Here is a 15,239-nt window from a genome sequence, read left to right as displayed (position 1 = left end):
GGATCATGTCATTTCTGTGACACTCGAATCACGGTGAGTGCACGGGAGGGCACGCGTGATTCGTCGGGATGGGGAAAACGTGGTGTCCGGGACGGCGCACGGACCCGTGGTGCAGGCGGGCAGTATCGGTGACCTGCACTTCCACGCCCCGCGCGCCGAGCCGGTGATCCCCTACCAACTGCCGCCCGCCCCCAGGCTCTTCACCAGCAGGCACCACGAGCTGGCGGCGTTGGACGGCTGGCTCGCCACCGAGGAGGCGCCGGTCGTGGTGGTCAGCGGTCCCGGTGGGGTGGGGAAGACGTCCCTGGCGCTGCGCTGGCTGCACGTCAACCGATCGCTCTTCCCCGACGGCCAGCTCTACACCGACCTCGGCGCGCACCCCGCGGACGGCCCGGCCACACCCGAGGCGGTGCTGGAGTGGTTCCTGGTGGCGCTGGGTGTGCCCGCCGGTGAGGTCCCGCCGGGGCTGGCCCGGAGGCAGGCTGCGTTCCGCAGCGCCACAGCCGACCGCGCCATCGCGCTGATGCTGGACAACGCCGTGTCCGCCGCGCAGGTCCGCCCGCTCCTCCCGGCATCGTCCCGCAGCGCGGTCGTGGTCACCAGCAGGTGGCGGTTGAGCGGTCTGGCGGTCGACGGCGCCAGGTTCGTGGAGGTGGAAGCGTTCGACGAGTCGGCGTCGTTGGAACTGCTGGAACGTGCTGTGGGACCGCGGGTCAACTCCGAGCCCGACGCGGCCCGGGAACTGGCGAGCCTGTGCGCGGGCCTGCCCATCGCGCTCTCGGTGATCGGGGCGCGCCTGTCCACCCACCCCAAGCGTTCGTTGTCCAAGGAGGTCGGCTTGCTGCGGGCGGAGCGCCTGGCCACCCTCACGCTGGACGAGGTGTCGGTCGAGGCGGTGCTCGACCTGTCCTATTCGGACCTGTCGCCCGCCCACGCCCGGATCTACCGGCTGTGCGCCGTGCACCCCGGCGCGTTCTTCGGCGTCGAGGCAGCCGCCGCGGCCGCGGGCGAGCCGGCACCCGAGGTCGGACCCGTGCTGGAACACCTGGTGGAGAAGAACCTCCTGGCCGAGGTCGGCGACGAGCGGTTCCGCTTTCACGACCTGTTGAAGCTGCACGCCCGCCGCCAAGCGGACCGGACCTCGCCCGCAGAACGCGACGCCGCCCTCCGCCGCGTCGTCGAGTGGTACCTGGACCGCCTGGTGGACGCCGACTTGGTCCTGCGGCCGAGCAGGCACCGGGTGGGGCCTCGGTACCGGGATCGGCGCTCGCAGTTCAGGACGCGGCAGGACGCGCTGGCGTGGCTGGAACGCGAGCGGCCCAACCTCCGCGAGGCGTGCCGAGCCGCGGCCGCGCTCGGCCTCGACGACGTCGTCTGGCAGTTCTGCGAAGCGATGTGGGGTTTCTTCCTGCACGCCCGGCACTACGACGACTGGTTCGCGGTGCATGAACTGGGTGTGCCGGCCGCGGTCCGCAGCGGTCACCGCGCGGCCGAGGCGAAGCTGCGCGCGCAACTCGCGTACACCTACGGAGGGCTGCGGATGTTCCCGGAGGCCGAGCGCGAGGGCCTGCGCGCGTTGGACATCGCCGAGGTGGACGGCGACCGCCAGGGCGTGGCGGTGGCGCTGACCGAACTCGGCGGAGTGGCCCAAGGCGCAGGTGACCTGGAGCGCGCACTGGCCCACCTGACCCGGGCGAGGGACATTCGACGTCACATCGGCCCGCCGCGTGCCGAGGCGCTGTGCGCCCGGCGGATCGGCGAGGTGCTGGCCCAACTGGGCCGGACCGACGAGGCCATGGCCGAACTGCTCGCGGCGGCCGAGGCGATGGGCCGGTTCGGCGACCACGTCGGCAGGGCGAGGTGCCTGATGTCCGCGGGCGCGGTCGCGGCGCGCCGGGGCGAGGTCGCGGCCGCCGAGGCGCGCCTGGCGACCGCGCTGGACCTGCTCCGCCAGGTCGGCTCACCCCACTACGAGGCCGAGGCGCTGCTGTTGTCGGGGGAGGTCGCCGAAGCCCGCGGCGACCTCCCCGCGGCGCGTGAGCGCTACGCCGAGGCGCGGCGCCTGTTCACCCACGCGGGAAACCCGAAGGCCACCGCGATCGGCGTCACGCTCGCCCGGCTCGACCCGTGAGGGAACTCGACCACCAGGTCGGCCAGTCCCAGCGCCGCCGGTCGGGCGCGACCGACCTCGCCGATCACGACCTGGTCGGGTCGATGACCGGGGGTGGCGACGACCAGCCGGTGCAGGCCCGGACCGAGACCGTCCACCACCAGCCACGCCATCACGTCGGCTCCGGTCGCAGCGGCTCGGGGACGGGCACGGCCTCGGCAACGGCCGGTCCCGGCGGCTCGGGCAACCCCAGCAGTCGGTACATGGTTCGGCGCAGTTCGGCCGCCGCGGCGCCGGGGCGCGACGACACCAGGCCGGCCAGGTGGCTCGCGCCGTCGCCGGGGATGGCCGAGGGCAGCTGCGGCTGCAGCGGCAGCGCCGGGTCGACCAGGCGGCAGTACCGGCGGACCGCGTCGGCCAGGCTGCCGGGACGGACGTTGTCGTCCGGGAACGACGCCAGGGCCACCGGCTTCCCGATCGCGGCGGCGTACTGGGTCGTGGAACCGTGGTCGCCCAGCACGTGGTCGCTGGCGACCACGGTGGCCCGCCAGCCCTCCTCCGGGGGGATCACCAGCAGCCCGGCGTCGATGCAGTCGTGCAGCCAGGCCCGCACCTGCCACCGCCCGTGTACGGCCCACACGTTGGGGTGCAGCACCAACGCCACCCGGTACCGCTCGACGGGCAGCTGCTCCAGCAGAGCCCGGCACAGCGAGGACCGGCTGCCGAAGGCCGAGTCGGGCGCCCAGGTCGAGCTCACCGTCACCAGCCGCCCGTCCGCCGGCACCCCCAACGCCTCGCGGTAGCGGGACCGCAAGGGCAGGCTCGCGACCATGCGGTCCAGGCACGGGTCGCCCACGACGACCGCCGTGTGCAGCGCTTCCGGGCAGGACGACCGCAGCGCGACCACCTCGTCCTCGTGGCTGAGGCCGATCGCGGCAGGCAGCACCCTGCCCCGCCTCGTGAGCGATTCCCGGCTCAGACCGGCGTGCGGCAGGGCGCCGCGACCCGCGTGCCTGCTGAACTTGCGCGACGCGAGGGCGCCCGCGCCGTGCGGCAGCAGCAGCACCGGACCGCGCACTTGGTCGAGGTCGTTGTAGCCGGCCGCCAGCACCAGGTCGAAGTCGTGCTGCGTGGCTTGGTGCCAGGGCACCACGAGTCCGCCGCGTGCGTGCACCTGCGCCTCGGTGCCATGCCACCACCTCCCGGTGTCGGTGACGGAGAACACGACCTGCACCCGGGGGTCGTTGCGCAGCAACGGCACCACGTCCGAGATCAACCGCGTGCCCGCCGCCGGGTGCGGGACCATGACCAGTACGGTCCGGCACCCGGCCACCGTGACCCGCCGGTCGGCGTCCGGTCCGATGGGTCCTCTGATCCACTGATCGCTCACGCCGCCGCCTCGGCTCGCGCGACGACCAAATGCGGCTCCCCGCTCGTGCAGTCGAACACCGGTAGGTCCCGGTGCGGCAGGTCGTCGTAGTGGCGGTGGGGCGTCATCAGGACCGCGAAGTCGAAGGCCCGGTCGTCGAAGTCGGCCCGGCGCAACCGGGTACCGTCGGACAGCACCAGTTCGGGCACGTAGGGGTCGTGGTAGTCGACCGACGTCTCTCGGCGCAGCTCCTCCAACGCCGCCACGGCGGCCGACTGCCGAACGTTGGGCGTGTCGGCCTTGTAGGTCACCCCGAGCACCAGCACCCGACAGTCGCGCAGCGGCTTCGCGACGATGCTCGCGACGGCTTCGCGCAGGCGGTGGACGGTGTGCGCGGGCATCGCGTCGTTGACGGCCAACGCCGCGTCGACCAGCGGGCTCAGCAAACCGCGGCGGCGCGCGGCGGTGGACAGGAACCTCGCGGACACGGGCACGCAGTCGCCACCCGCTCCCGCGCTGGGGTGGTGCCCCAGGAAGCCGAACGGCTTGGTGCCCGCGGCTTTGAGCACCTCCGCCACGTCGACCCCGTACGCCCGGCACACGCCCGCGAATTCGTTGACCAGGGAAATGTTGACCATCCGGAAGGTGTTCTCGAACAGCTTGGCCAGCTCCGCGGCGCGCGTGCTCGTCACGTGCACGACGTCCTGCGCCATCGTCGAGAGGAACTGGGCCGCGCGGTGGGCGCACCGCGTGGTGTGACCGCCGACCACCCGCGGGATGGAGGTCAGCGCGTGCACCCGGTTGCCGGGGTCGATCCGCATCGGGGCGCACGCCACGTGGAACGCCGAGCCGGCACGCAACCCGGAGAGCTTCTCCAGCAGGGGGACGAGGGACTGCGCCACCGTGCCGGGAGGGCACGTGCTCTGGAGAAGCACCAGGTCACCCCTGCGCAGGACGGGGGCGACCGCCCGCAGCGCCTGGGTCAGTGGGCGCAGGTCCACCCCGCCGCGACGGTCCGGGGGAGTGGGCAGGCACAGCACGTGGACGTCGCCCTCCGGCACGCCGGAGACGATGTCGCGCACCACCAACCGCCCGCTCGCCAGCACGTCACCGAGCACGTCCTCCGAGACCGTGCCCAACCCGGAGCCCGGCCGCGCGTCGAGCACGTCCGCGACCCGCCGCGCGCAGTTGTCCAGGCCGACGACGCGCATCCCGGCCCTGGCCGCCGCCACCGCGGTCGGCAGCCCGGTGAACCCGAGACCGACCACCACCACCTCGGGAGAAGCCATTGAAACCTCCAGCGCGGCCCGTGCGGGTCCATCCCGCCGGGCGGCTGGTGCCAGCGTGCGGGCGGCCGTTGTCGGATCCGGTTCACCGGACGGACGGATAGGCAAAACGCTTGCTCAGCGCGGTTGCCTTGATCATTTCCCTGAATGTGGTTGCACGTGCACGTGCACGGCCCTCGGTGGACTTTCATCGGTCTTTCAGGACACTTTCGTGGCAGTGGCGGCCCAGGGTTACGCCGACTGGACTACGGATTGTCACATCGAGGTATCGGAACGTGATGAAGTGCTGGCTCGGGCAGGTGGTCGCAGGCAGACTCTGGGGTGAATCATTGCCTCCAGCGAGGGGTGGCGCTGGTGACCATGGATTTCAAGATCCTCGGGCTGACGCGTGTGCGCACGGCTGGTGGTTTTACCCACAAATGGGGCACGCGGAAAGAGCGAGGAGTCCTCGCCGTCCTGCTCCTGAACGTCGGTCGGGCGGTTTCGGTCCGCAATCTGGCGGAATGGGTTTGGGGAGATGGCAAGTCACCCCGAGACCCGGCTGCCACCCTGTCCACCTACACCACCCGAATACGGGCGGCGTTGAAACAGCTCGACCTGCCCGGACAGCTCAAGACCGAGGACGGCGCGTACCGCTTCGTCGTGGACGAGACGAGCATCGACTACCACTCCTTCCAGCAGAGCGTGCGCGACGCGCGGCGGATGGGCAGGGCGGGAGACGCCGAAGGCGCGTGCGCGTTGGTGGAATCCGCGTTGCGGTTGTGGGAGGAACGCCCGCTGGCCGACCTGGAGACCGAACGGGCCGAGAACTGGCGCCGGGTGGCGACCAGGGACGACTGGCTCTCGGCGCACGACGCCCTGCTCTACGGGCTGCTCGGCCTGGGCGAGTACGAGGAGGTGCTTCGTCTCGCGAAAGCGGCGCAGGTGGACCACGACGCGGACGTGTTGCTGGCGAAGCGCAGGCTCCAGGCCCTTTTCGCCCTGCGGCGCAAGGAAGAGGCGGTCCAGTACTTCTACGACTACTACCAGCGCGCGAAGGCCGGCGGTGCGCCGGAACGCGCCGAGGAGCTCCGCGAGTTCCACAACGACCTGCTCGGTGCGGCCAACGGCAGGAAGCCGGAGCCGCGGGCCGCGGACCGGATCGTCATCTCGCCCCGCCAGTTGCCTTACGACGTCGACGGGTTCACCGGGCACGCCGACCTGATCGCCGACTTGGACGCCTTGGTCACGACCCGGCCGAAACCCCGGCTGATCGCCTTGGACGGCCTGCCGGGCGTCGGCAAGACCGCGTTGGCGGTGCACTGGGCGCACCGGGTGCGCGACCGCTTCCCGGACGGTCAGTGGTGCATCAACCTCAACGGGTTCGGCGACGGGCCCTCGGTGACCGAGGAGGAGGCGGTCATCCGGTTGCTCGACGCGTTGCAGGTGTCGGCGGACTGCCCGCCCACGGCGGAGGCACGTCGGAACAAGCTGCGGGACGTGCTGTCCACGCGGCGGCTGCTCGTGCTGCTGGACAACGCCGCCGACGCCGACCACGTGCGCGGCCTGCTGCCGATCCTGTCGGGTTCCGTCGTGGTGGTGACGAGTCGGCTGCGCCTGAGCGACCTGGCGCTCGGCCACGGTGCCCGCTGCTTCACGGTCGCGCCCCTGGACCTGGAACTCGCGGTCGGCTGGTTGCGGGACAGGTTGGGCTCCCGGGCGTCCGCCGAACCCGACGCGGTGGACGAGATCGCCGCTCTCGCCGGTGGCATCCCGCTCGCCCTGGGGGTCATCGGCGAGTACATCGCCGCGCAACCCGGCAAACCGCTCGGCGACTTCGCCGTCCAGCTGCGCGCACGCGGTGCGGTGCTCGGCCTGAAGGCCGGCAGGTCGTCGGCGATCGTCCCGCTCAGCGCGGTGTTCGACTGCTCGTACCGGGCGTTGAGCGCGGATGTTCGCAGGCTCTTCCGCCTGCTGGGGCTCTACCCGGGGCTGGTGCTCCAGCGCGAGGCGGCGGCGGCGCTGGCGGGTCTGCCCGAACGGGAGGTGCGCGACCAGCTCGAGCAGTTGGTGTGGGCCAGGTTGCTGGAAGCCCGCGAGGGCAACAGGTACGCGTTCCACGACCTGCTGAGGGATTACGCCGGCGAACGCGTCGAAGAGGACGAGAGCGAGGACGAGCGCGACCTCGCGGCCCGCCGGCTCCTGGACTGGTACCTGCACACCTGCGACCGCGCCGACCGGATGATCTTCACCTCGCGGCTGCGGGTCCCGATGCTCGCGGCGTCGAGCGACATCGACCCGCTGGAGTTCACCGACGTCGAGGCCGCCGTGGACTGGTGCGGTCGGGAGCGGGCCGAGTTGGCGGCCGTCATCCAGTTCGCCGGAGCCCGCGGTTTCCAGGAGCACCTGTGGCGACTGCTCAACTGCATCGGCGAGGTCATGATGCGGCTGGGTTTCAAGGAAGAGGTCCTGCAAGGGATGCGGGTGGCAGTCGATGCCGCGATCTCGGTCGACGACGAGTTCGCCGCGGCGGGGACGCTGTGCAACCTGGGCCTGGCTCACGCCCGTTTCCACGAGTACGACGAGGCCGAGCAGTGCTACCGCAGGGCGCACCGGATGTTCGTCGAGATGGGCAGCGCGATCGGCATCGCGACGGTGTTGCGCAACATGGGTGAGCGCCGCGCCGCGATCGGTGACGTCCCCGGCGCCCTGAGGACCCTGGAGGAGGCGCTGACGGTCGCCGAGGAGCTGGGCAGCGCGGACACGGAGGCCGGGATCCTGCACCGGATGGGCGAGGCGATGCGGCTGGGAGGCCGACTGGAGGACGCGATCGCCAAGTTCCACCAGGCGTGGTCGTTGCGGGAACGCATAGGGGACATCGGCGGCATCGGCACCTCGATCGCCTCCCTCGCCGCGGCCCACCGCGAGCAGGGGGACCACTTCGGCGCGCTGACCCTCGCGCACCGCGCCCTGGTGATGCTGCGCCAGGCAGGGGAGATCGCCCTGGAGGGGCAGACGAGCACCACGCTCGCCGCGGTGCACCGCGACCTCGGGGACCTGGAGAAGGCGGAGTTCCACGCCGAGAGGGCCGTCGCGTTGACCAAGCAGGCCCGAGACTTCCTCCGCCAAGCGGGCGCGCAGGACATCCTGGGGCAGGTGCGGTGGGCGCAGGGCCGGCACGGCGCCGCACGCGAGTGCTGGACAGCGGCCTACGAGTTGTACTCTGACCTCAAGGATTCGCGTGCGAGTGGAATCCGGGCACACCTGGATGAATGGGTTGAACCCGACTTGCCGCAGAGCAGGTCATCCGATATTGCATCTCACCCATCCCTCGTTCGTGGTGTTGATACACCCAGGACATGAGCGGGCATCTCGGGGACTGCACCGCGGCTTACACGCCGGGATGACGGAGTCACCTGGTTCAAGTGGATCGGTGCACGTGGAGTAGGGGCGCTCGTCCGGTCGTCGTCCCGCCCTGACATGATCACGCCGTGCACAACAACGAAAATGAGGTGGTGCGAGCGGTACCGGAGGGGCGGCGCGCCAAGCGCCTGGTCGCTTTCACGGTGCTCGCACTCACATTGATGACGGCGGTGGCCACGCCTGCATGCGCGACCACCGCCTTGAAGCAACCGACCAGCACCCCGGCGACCGTCTCTCAGTCCGGACCGAGTTCCCAGTCGATGTTGTGGGGTTGAATATTCAGTGAGCCGCTGATCATCGATCGGCGGACCCTCCCACATAGCACATAGTGCCCGGTTCGGGGCTAACCCGAACCGGGCACACTTATGTGCATTTGCAGCATGGCTTGATGGACGCGCCGCGTACAAGGGGCGCGCCGCGTTACTGCTGTCACACTTTAGGGTGATGTTTGGTCGAAGGTATCCCCGACGGTATGGAATTTGTGCTTTCCGCCTGGTCACAGCGGGTCTCCTATTGAGACGATTTGCTGGCGTGTCAGGTAGTGCTCGCGCGTTGCCGAGGAGTGCCGGGAACCCGGGGTCCCGGCGCCGGGTGGAACGCGGGAACGGGGTCGTTCGGCGCCGGCCACGCCGGTTCCGGCAGGTCGAGCAGGCGGTACGCGGTCCGCCGCACCAGCGTGGCCGCCTGCCCGGGGCGTGAGCTGATCGCGCCCGCCAACTCCCGGTGGTCGTCGGGCGCCCGGAGCAGTTGCCGCCTCGGCGAGGTGCCCGGGTCGAACCGCGACGCCGTCCCGAGCAGCAGGTCGGCGAGACCCCCGGGCCGCAACTCCTCCAGCGGTGGGACGAGCGCCGTGCGCCGACCGAGGGCGGCGGCGTACTGGGTGGTGGAGCCGTGGTCGCCCAGGACCGCGTCGCTCGCCACGACCACCGCCCGCCAGCCCTCCTCCGGCGGCACCAGCACGAGGCCGGCGCGCAGGCTGTCGGCCAGCCACGAGCGGATCTGCCAGGGGCCGTGCACGGCCCAGGCGTTCGGGTGCAGCACGGCGGCCACCCGGTCGCCGTGCTCGGCCGCCTCGCGCGTCAGCGACCGGTACACCCCGGGGTGCGCGCCGAACACCGAGCGGGTGGTCCACGTCGAGCTGATCGTGAACAGCGACCGGTCGTCGGGCACGCCGAGGGCGCGTCGGTACTCCGCCCGGTGCGGGGCGCTCGCCACCATGCGGTCCAGGCAGATGTCGCCGGTCACCACCGCCTTCGGGACGGCTTCCGGGCAGGACCCGCGCAGGAGGTCCAGCTCGGTGTCGTGGCCCAGGCAGAGCGCCGCAGCGACCACGCGCCCGTCGCGGACCAGCAGGCTCCGGTCGAGGCCGTGCACCGGCGCGGGACCGCCCCGCCGGGGGCGCAGGCGGGACTTGGCCAGGCCCGCTCCGTGCGGCACGACCAGCACGGGGCCGCGCACCCGGTCCACGGACCGGAAACTGGCCGCCAGCACCAGGTCGAACTCGTGCCGGACCGCCTGCGACCACGGCACGACCAGCCCGCCGAGGTCCCGCGCGTACTCGGCGGCGCCGGACCAGGCGCCGTCGTCGTCGGGCACGGTGAACAGCACCTGCACCCTCTCGTCACCCTCGAACAGCGCGAGCAGGTCGGCCAGCCTGGTGCCCGCCACCACGTGCGGCACCAGGACCAGCGCCGTTCGAGCCGCCTCCCTGGTGATCCGGCGGGACGCCCCCGCGCCGATCGGCCCGTTGATCCACCGGTCGCCACCCATCGGCCCTCCCTGTCGGTTCGCTGTGGGGCCTTCTCCCGGCCCGCCGGAGCGCGGAACACTCCGGCGACGGACTCGAACCGTAAGGAGTGGTCATGTCTCGCACCCTCGGTGCGCTGGCCGCCGTGGTGCTGGGGGTCTCCCTGGTCACCGCCGCGCCCGCCGCCGCAGCGCAAGCGCACCCGTTCCCGACCCGATTCCCCCTGCCGGACGGCTTCCTGCCCGAGGGCATCGCGATCGGCGCGGCGCCCACCGCCTACTTCGGTTCGCGCGCCGACGGCGACCTGTTCCGCGTCGACCTGCGGACCGGGCGCGGCGAGGTGTTCAGCCAGGGGCCCGGCACGGCGTCGGTCGGGTTGAAGGTCGATCGGCGCAAGAGGTTGTTCGTGGCCGGCGGCGCCGGGGGCGACGGGCGCGTTGTCGACGCGAGAACGGGAAAGATCCTCAAGTCTTATCGGTTCGCGGAGGACGCGAACACGTTCGTCAACGACGTCGTGATCACCGATGACGCCGCCTACTTCACCGACTCGCGGAAGGCGGTGCTCTACAAGATCCCGTTCGGCCGGCACGGCGACTTGCCCGAGTCCCACACCGCCATTCCGCTCAGCGGGGACTTCGCCTTGACGCCGGGTGTGAACAACGCCAACGGCATCGCCGAGACGCCCGACGGCAAAGCGCTGCTGATCGTGCAGAGCAACACCGGTCAACTCCACCGGGTCGACGAGCGCTCCGGCGCGACCCGCGTGGTGGACCTGGGCGGCGAGGTGCTGACCAACGGTGACGGCCTGCTGGTCGAGGGCCGCACCCTCTACGTGGTGCAGAACCGCCTCAACACGCTGGCCGTCTTCACGCTGGCCAGGGACGGCGCCCGCGGCGCGCTGGTGACCAAGATCACTGACCCGCGGTTCGACGTGCCGACCACGGTGGCCTCGTTCGGTCACCGCCTGTACCTGCCGAACGCCCGCTTCACCACCCCTCCCACGCCCACGACGACGTACGACGCGGTTTCCGTTCCCCAGGCGTGAAAGTCAGGGGGCCGATCAAGAGAAGTTCACATCGGCCCCCTGTTCGGGGTGTCACTCGACTAGGTAACCTCATCGTCGCGTCGCGCGAGTGATCGCTGTCTCTTCGTAATAATGATCTTCTAGTGTTACCGTTCCGTGGCCGGATCGGGTGAACGAAGAGACAGCGCCCCTAGTGCTGCGCCTGACCTGGTACCTGGACGAGGCTGCGGAGTGCTGTGAAGCAGAAGAGCACCACGGAGACGAACTACAAGACGATCCGCTCGCGACTCACCGGCGTCGTCGTCGTCCCCAGCATCGTCCTGCTCATCATGTGGGCCCTGTTCTCCTCTTACACCGTCTTCGACGGCTTCTACCTGCGGGCGGTGGCGCAGGGCGTGCGGGACGCCTCGATCCCGGCCGTCCAGACCTTCGCCTCGCTCCAGAAGGAACGCGAGCTGAGCATGACGGCGCTGGCCCTGCCGGACGCCGGCACCAGCGACCTGGAGGCCCAGCAGCGGAACACCGACCGCGCGGTCACCGAGATGCGGGCCGCGTTCACCGAGCTGGCCTCGCAGGCCCCGCCGGAGATCGTCGAGCGGATCAACGCGCTGAACGCGCTGGTGGACCAGCTGCCGCAGCGCCGCTCCGCGCTGGCGGCGGGCCGCGCGTCGAAGGCCGAGATCTACACGTACTACAACAGCGTGCTCGACGCCGGTGACGCGCTGTTCAGCGTGCAGGCGCGCGTGGTGCCCGACGCCGAGTCGATGAAGGGCGCCATCACCGCCTCCGACTACTTCAAGGCATCCGACTGGATGTCCCGGGCCACCTCGCTGGCCTCGGGCGCGCTGGCCGCCGGGCGGTTCGCGCCCGAGGAGCACGTCGAGTTCGCCAGCCTGGTCGGCGCCTACCACTCCTCCTTCGAGTCGAACGAGCCCCACGCACGTCCCGAGGTGCGCGAGCACTACCGGTTCATGGTCGAGGGCGACGAGTGGAAGCGCCTGATCGAGTTCGAGGGCAGGCTGGTCCAGAACGGCGACCGGCCGCTGGAAGCGGGCTCGCTCCAGGAGTGGCAGAACGTCAGCGGCCCGATCTCGGCCGAGCTGACCGCGCTGGTCAGCGAGCAGGCCACCAGCGCCGTCGGGGTCACCATGTCGCGCGGCGAGAGCAAGTTCCGGACCGTGATCGTCGGCAGCCTCATCGCGCTGCTCGCGGTCATCATCGGCATCCTGATCGCCATCCGCACGTCGAACCGCCTGGTCAACAAGGCCCTGATCACGCGCCTGGCGTCGCTGAAGAAGGACTCGCTGACCCTGGCCCACGAGCGCCTGCCCGACATCGTCGACCGGCTGCGCGAGGGCAAGCACGTGGACGTCGAGGTCGAGGTGCCGCCGCTGGACTACGGCAGCGACGAGATCGGCCAGGTGGCCGACGCGTTCAACGCCGCCCAGTACACCGCCGTGGCCGCGGCCGTCAAGGAGAGCCAGGCCCGCGAGGGCGTGAACCGGGTCTTCCTCGACATCGCGCACCGCAACCAGGGCCTGGTGCACCGCCAGCTGAAGATCCTGGACAAGCTGGAGCGCGAGGAGGAGAACCCCGAGCAGCTCGACGCGCTGTTCCAGCTCGACCACCTGGCCACCCGCGCCCGCCGCAACGCCGAGAACCTGATCATCCTGGCGGGCGAGCAGCCGGGCAGGCAGTGGCGCAAGCCCGTGCGGCTGCTCGACGTGCTGCGCGCCGGCGTGGCCGAGACCGAGCAGTACGTCCGGGTCAAGGTCAACCCGGTGCCGGACACCGCGCTGGTGGGCGCGGCCGTCGCCGACACCATCCACCTGATCGCCGAGCTGGTGGACAACGCCACCGCGTTCTCCTCGCCCCGGTCCCAGGTGCAGGTCCACGCCAGCGAGGTGCCGCAGGGCATCGTGGTGGAGATCGAGGACCACGGCCTCGGCATCAACCCGGAGGACCGCGACCAGCACAACGCCATGCTGGCCGACCCGCCGGAGTTCGACGCGATGCGCCTGCGCGGCGAGTCCCGCCTGGGCCTGTTCGTGGTCGCCAGGCTGGCCGCCCGCCGCGGCATCCACGTCGAGCTGCGCGAGTCGCCCTACGGCGGCACGCTGGCGCTCGTGCTCATCCCGTCCTCGATCGTCGCGGGCCCCAGCACGGTGACCGAGCCCGCCGAGACGCGGCAGCTGCCCCGCCGCCCCTATCACGACATCCCGGAGCAGGGCGACGACCCAGTGCGAGACGCCGGCTTTCCCGACACCTCCCGAGACCTCGAAGGCTTCTGGGCCCAGGCGGAGGCCGCGGCCAACGCCGGTGCCACGACCAACAACAACCACGTCAACACCGCGCCGCCCGCCCCGGATCCCCTCCCCGAGGTCGAGCGGATGAGCGGCGGGCTCGACCTGTCGCAGCGCAGTGGCGAGCTGGAACTGCCGCAGCGCAACCGGGCCGAGGCGTGGCCCGACGCCGAACCGAAGCCGACCGCCGGTGCCGCCGGCCGGCCCGAACTGCCCCGCAGGCGCAGGCAGCAGAACCTCGCGCCGCAACTGGTGCGCAACGATTTCCACCCTTCGCCCGAACCGCTCGCCGAGGTCGATCCCGAGAAGTCCGCAGACCGGGTCCGAAAGGGCCTGTCGGCGTTCCAACGGGGCACGCGCGACGCCCGTCGCACAGGTGAGGACCTCGAACCCTGACCAGCAGCAGTGGCCGGACGACTGGAAACCGGAAAGGCATACCGATGAACGACATGGCCAGCCAGCACAACGAACTGAACTGGTTGTTGGAGGACCTGGTCACACGCGTGGTCGGAGCCCGGCACGCCGTGGTCCTCTCGGCGGACGGTCTGCTGCTGGGCCGCTCGGCCGGTCTGTCGAAGGACGACTCGGACCACCTGTCGGCCATGGCCTCGGCGTTCCAGAGCCTCGCCCGCGGCACCGGGCGGCACTTCGGCGGCGGCGCGGTGCGGCAGACCATCGTCGAGATGGAGCACGCCTACCTCTTCGTCACCGCGGCGGGGCACGGCGCGTGCCTGGCCGTGCTCGGCGAGGAGGACTCCGACATGGGCATGATCGCCTACGAGATGAACATGCTGGTCAAGCGGGTCGGCACCTACCTGTCGTCCGCGCCGCGCGGCACCGCCGCGGCGAGCCTGCCCGCTGCCCGCAGGTCGTCCTGATGAACGGCCGCGAGGACTGGTGGTACGACGAGGCGGCCGGCCCGCTGGTCCGGCCGTACGCGATGGTGCGCGGCCGCACCCGGCCGCTGCGCCCGGAACTGCACCTGGTCACGCAGGTGCGGGCGATGCCCTCGCCGTCCGACCCGGACTCGTTGTCGGTCGAGCACCTCGAAATCATGGAGCTGTGCCGGCGGCCGCTGTCCGTGGCGGAGGTCGCCGCCTACCTCGACGTGCCCCTGGTGGTCGTCAAGGTGCTGTTGAGCGACCTCATCCAGCGCGGTGACGTCGTGATCCGAGACCCCTCCCGAGCTCCGGTGGTACCGGACCGGAACCTGTTGCAGGCAGTGCTGGATGGTGTCCGTGGAATCTGAGCGGCCGGGTGGGGAACTGCTGGTCCCCACCCCTGTCAAGATCGTCATCGCCGGTGGTTTCGGCACCGGCAAGACGACGCTGGTCAACTCGGTCAGCGAAATCCCGCCGCTGCACACCGAGGAACTGCTCACCGAGGCCGGTGTCGGCGTCGACGACGTCGTCGGCCTGGAGAACAAGGAGACCACCACGGTCGCCCTGGACTTCGGGCGCATCACGATCAACCCCGAGGTGGTGCTGTACCTGTTCGGCACGCCGGGCCAGAACCGCTTCTGGTTCATGTGGGACGAGCTGGCCTACGGCGCGATCGGCGCGGTGATCCTCGTGGACACCCGCCGGCTCGACAGCAGCTTCCCGTCGATCGACTTCTTCGAGCGGCGGGGCATCCCGTTCATCATCGCGGTGAACTGCTTCGAGGGCGCGCACCAGTACGGCGTGGAGGAGGTCCGGCGGGCGCTGGACGTCGACGACGCCATCCCGCTGGTGCTGTGCGACGCGCGTGACCGCGAGTCGTCGAAGACCGTGCTGGTCAGCCTGATCCAGCACACGATGGACCGGCTCGACGCGATGGCCTGAGAGGACCGCCGGGCGCTCCGGGCCGCACCGCGGCGCCCGTCGGCGGGGAACGCCTGCCGGCTTGGCGCACCGGGGACCGGGACAGGAACTCGGAACCGACCGCGAACCCAGTGGCGAAACCCGCGCCCGGGCGGGGCACGTTCCAGCGGAAGAAATCGGGCCCGCGACCCCCGAG

11 protein-coding genes are annotated in these 15,239 nt (G+C 71.1%); 8 read left to right on the top strand and 3 right to left on the bottom strand.

The window, feature by feature from the left end:
* Positions 1-82: 82 nt before the first annotated feature.
* Positions 83-2,131 (top strand): tetratricopeptide repeat protein, encoded by a 2,049-nt coding sequence (locus tag ACFV4N_RS12150; RefSeq protein ID WP_499672538.1) that lies wholly within the window; start codon positions 83-85, stop codon positions 2,129-2,131.
* Positions 2,132-2,282: 151 nt separating this feature from the next.
* Here ACFV4N_RS12150 and ACFV4N_RS12145 read toward each other — a convergent pair whose 3' ends face one another.
* Both ACFV4N_RS12145 and ACFV4N_RS12140 read right to left on the bottom strand, forming a co-directional pair.
* Positions 2,283-3,416: a hypothetical protein gene (locus tag ACFV4N_RS12145; protein WP_499672537.1), complete on the bottom strand. Its 1,134-nt coding sequence runs from the start codon at positions 3,414-3,416 to the stop codon at positions 2,283-2,285.
* 80 nt (positions 3,417-3,496) lie between these two features.
* A complete protein-coding gene (locus ACFV4N_RS12140) occupies positions 3,497-4,768 on the bottom strand; it encodes a nucleotide sugar dehydrogenase (RefSeq protein WP_499672536.1) in 1,272 nt (423 codons plus the stop codon).
* Between the two features lie 579 nt (positions 4,769-5,347).
* Between ACFV4N_RS12140 and ACFV4N_RS12135 the strand changes: the two genes are divergently transcribed.
* Both ACFV4N_RS12135 and ACFV4N_RS12130 read left to right on the top strand, forming a co-directional pair.
* Complete coding sequence (locus tag ACFV4N_RS12135) at positions 5,348-8,107, top strand: ATP-binding protein (protein WP_499672535.1); 2,760 nt, start codon at positions 5,348-5,350, stop codon at positions 8,105-8,107.
* Between the two features lie 128 nt (positions 8,108-8,235).
* On the top strand, positions 8,236-8,442 hold the full coding sequence (locus ACFV4N_RS12130) for a hypothetical protein (RefSeq protein WP_499672534.1): 207 nt from the start codon (positions 8,236-8,238) through the stop codon (positions 8,440-8,442).
* Between the two features lie 259 nt (positions 8,443-8,701).
* Here ACFV4N_RS12130 and ACFV4N_RS12125 read toward each other — a convergent pair whose 3' ends face one another.
* Positions 8,702-9,937, bottom strand: a complete 1,236-nt coding sequence (locus ACFV4N_RS12125; protein WP_499672533.1) for a hypothetical protein — start codon at positions 9,935-9,937, stop codon at positions 8,702-8,704.
* A gap of 92 nt (positions 9,938-10,029) precedes the next feature.
* Here ACFV4N_RS12125 and ACFV4N_RS12120 point away from each other — a divergent pair, with 92 nt between their 5' ends.
* The 5 genes from ACFV4N_RS12120 to ACFV4N_RS12100 all read left to right on the top strand — a co-directional run bounded on the left by ACFV4N_RS12120 (position 10,030) and on the right by ACFV4N_RS12100 (position 15,064).
* Positions 10,030-10,959 (top strand): SMP-30/gluconolactonase/LRE family protein, encoded by a 930-nt coding sequence (locus ACFV4N_RS12120; protein WP_499672532.1) that lies wholly within the window; start codon positions 10,030-10,032, stop codon positions 10,957-10,959.
* A gap of 215 nt (positions 10,960-11,174) precedes the next feature.
* Positions 11,175-13,637, top strand: coding sequence for a sensor histidine kinase (locus ACFV4N_RS12115; RefSeq protein WP_499672531.1), 2,463 nt, complete (start codon positions 11,175-11,177; stop codon positions 13,635-13,637).
* A gap of 44 nt (positions 13,638-13,681) precedes the next feature.
* Positions 13,682-14,119 carry a roadblock/LC7 domain-containing protein gene (locus ACFV4N_RS12110; protein ID WP_380645755.1) on the top strand — a complete coding sequence of 146 codons (438 nt, stop codon included), beginning with the start codon at positions 13,682-13,684 and terminating at the stop codon, positions 14,117-14,119.
* Positions 14,119-14,490, top strand: coding sequence for a DUF742 domain-containing protein (locus ACFV4N_RS12105; RefSeq protein ID WP_033431917.1), 372 nt, complete (start codon positions 14,119-14,121; stop codon positions 14,488-14,490). Before ACFV4N_RS12110 ends, ACFV4N_RS12105 begins: the two co-directional genes overlap by 1 nt.
* On the top strand, positions 14,471-15,064 hold the full coding sequence (locus ACFV4N_RS12100) for a GTP-binding protein (protein WP_499672530.1): 594 nt from the start codon (positions 14,471-14,473) through the stop codon (positions 15,062-15,064). The genes ACFV4N_RS12105 and ACFV4N_RS12100 overlap by 20 nt, the downstream gene beginning before the upstream one ends.
* Positions 15,065-15,239 lie beyond the last annotated feature (175 nt).

The sequence above is a fragment of the Actinosynnema sp. NPDC059797 genome, assembly GCF_042732085.1.
GTDB lineage: Bacteria > Actinomycetota > Actinomycetes > Mycobacteriales > Pseudonocardiaceae > Actinosynnema.
Note: the sequence above shows the minus strand (reverse complement) of the source record. Positions and strands in the feature narration are given on the sequence as shown.

Bases quoted from the DNA above. Each gene is read 5' to 3' on its own strand.
- ACFV4N_RS12145 (WP_499672537.1), bottom strand. From the start codon at position 3,416: ATGGTCCCGCACCCGGCGGCGGGCACGCGGTTGATCTCGGACGTGGTG.
- ACFV4N_RS12140 (WP_499672536.1), bottom strand. From the start codon at position 4,768: ATGGCTTCTCCCGAGGTGGTGGTGGTCGGTCTCGGGTTCACCGGGCTG.
- ACFV4N_RS12125 (WP_499672533.1), bottom strand. From the start codon at position 9,937: ATGGGTGGCGACCGGTGGATCAACGGGCCGATCGGCGCGGGGGCGTCC.
- ACFV4N_RS12120 (WP_499672532.1), top strand. From the start codon at position 10,030: ATGTCTCGCACCCTCGGTGCGCTGGCCGCCGTGGTGCTGGGGGTCTCC.
- ACFV4N_RS12110 (WP_380645755.1), top strand. From the start codon at position 13,682: ATGAACGACATGGCCAGCCAGCACAACGAACTGAACTGGTTGTTGGAG.
- ACFV4N_RS12105 (WP_033431917.1), top strand. From the start codon at position 14,119: ATGAACGGCCGCGAGGACTGGTGGTACGACGAGGCGGCCGGCCCGCTG.
- ACFV4N_RS12100 (WP_499672530.1), top strand. From the start codon at position 14,471: ATGGTGTCCGTGGAATCTGAGCGGCCGGGTGGGGAACTGCTGGTCCCC.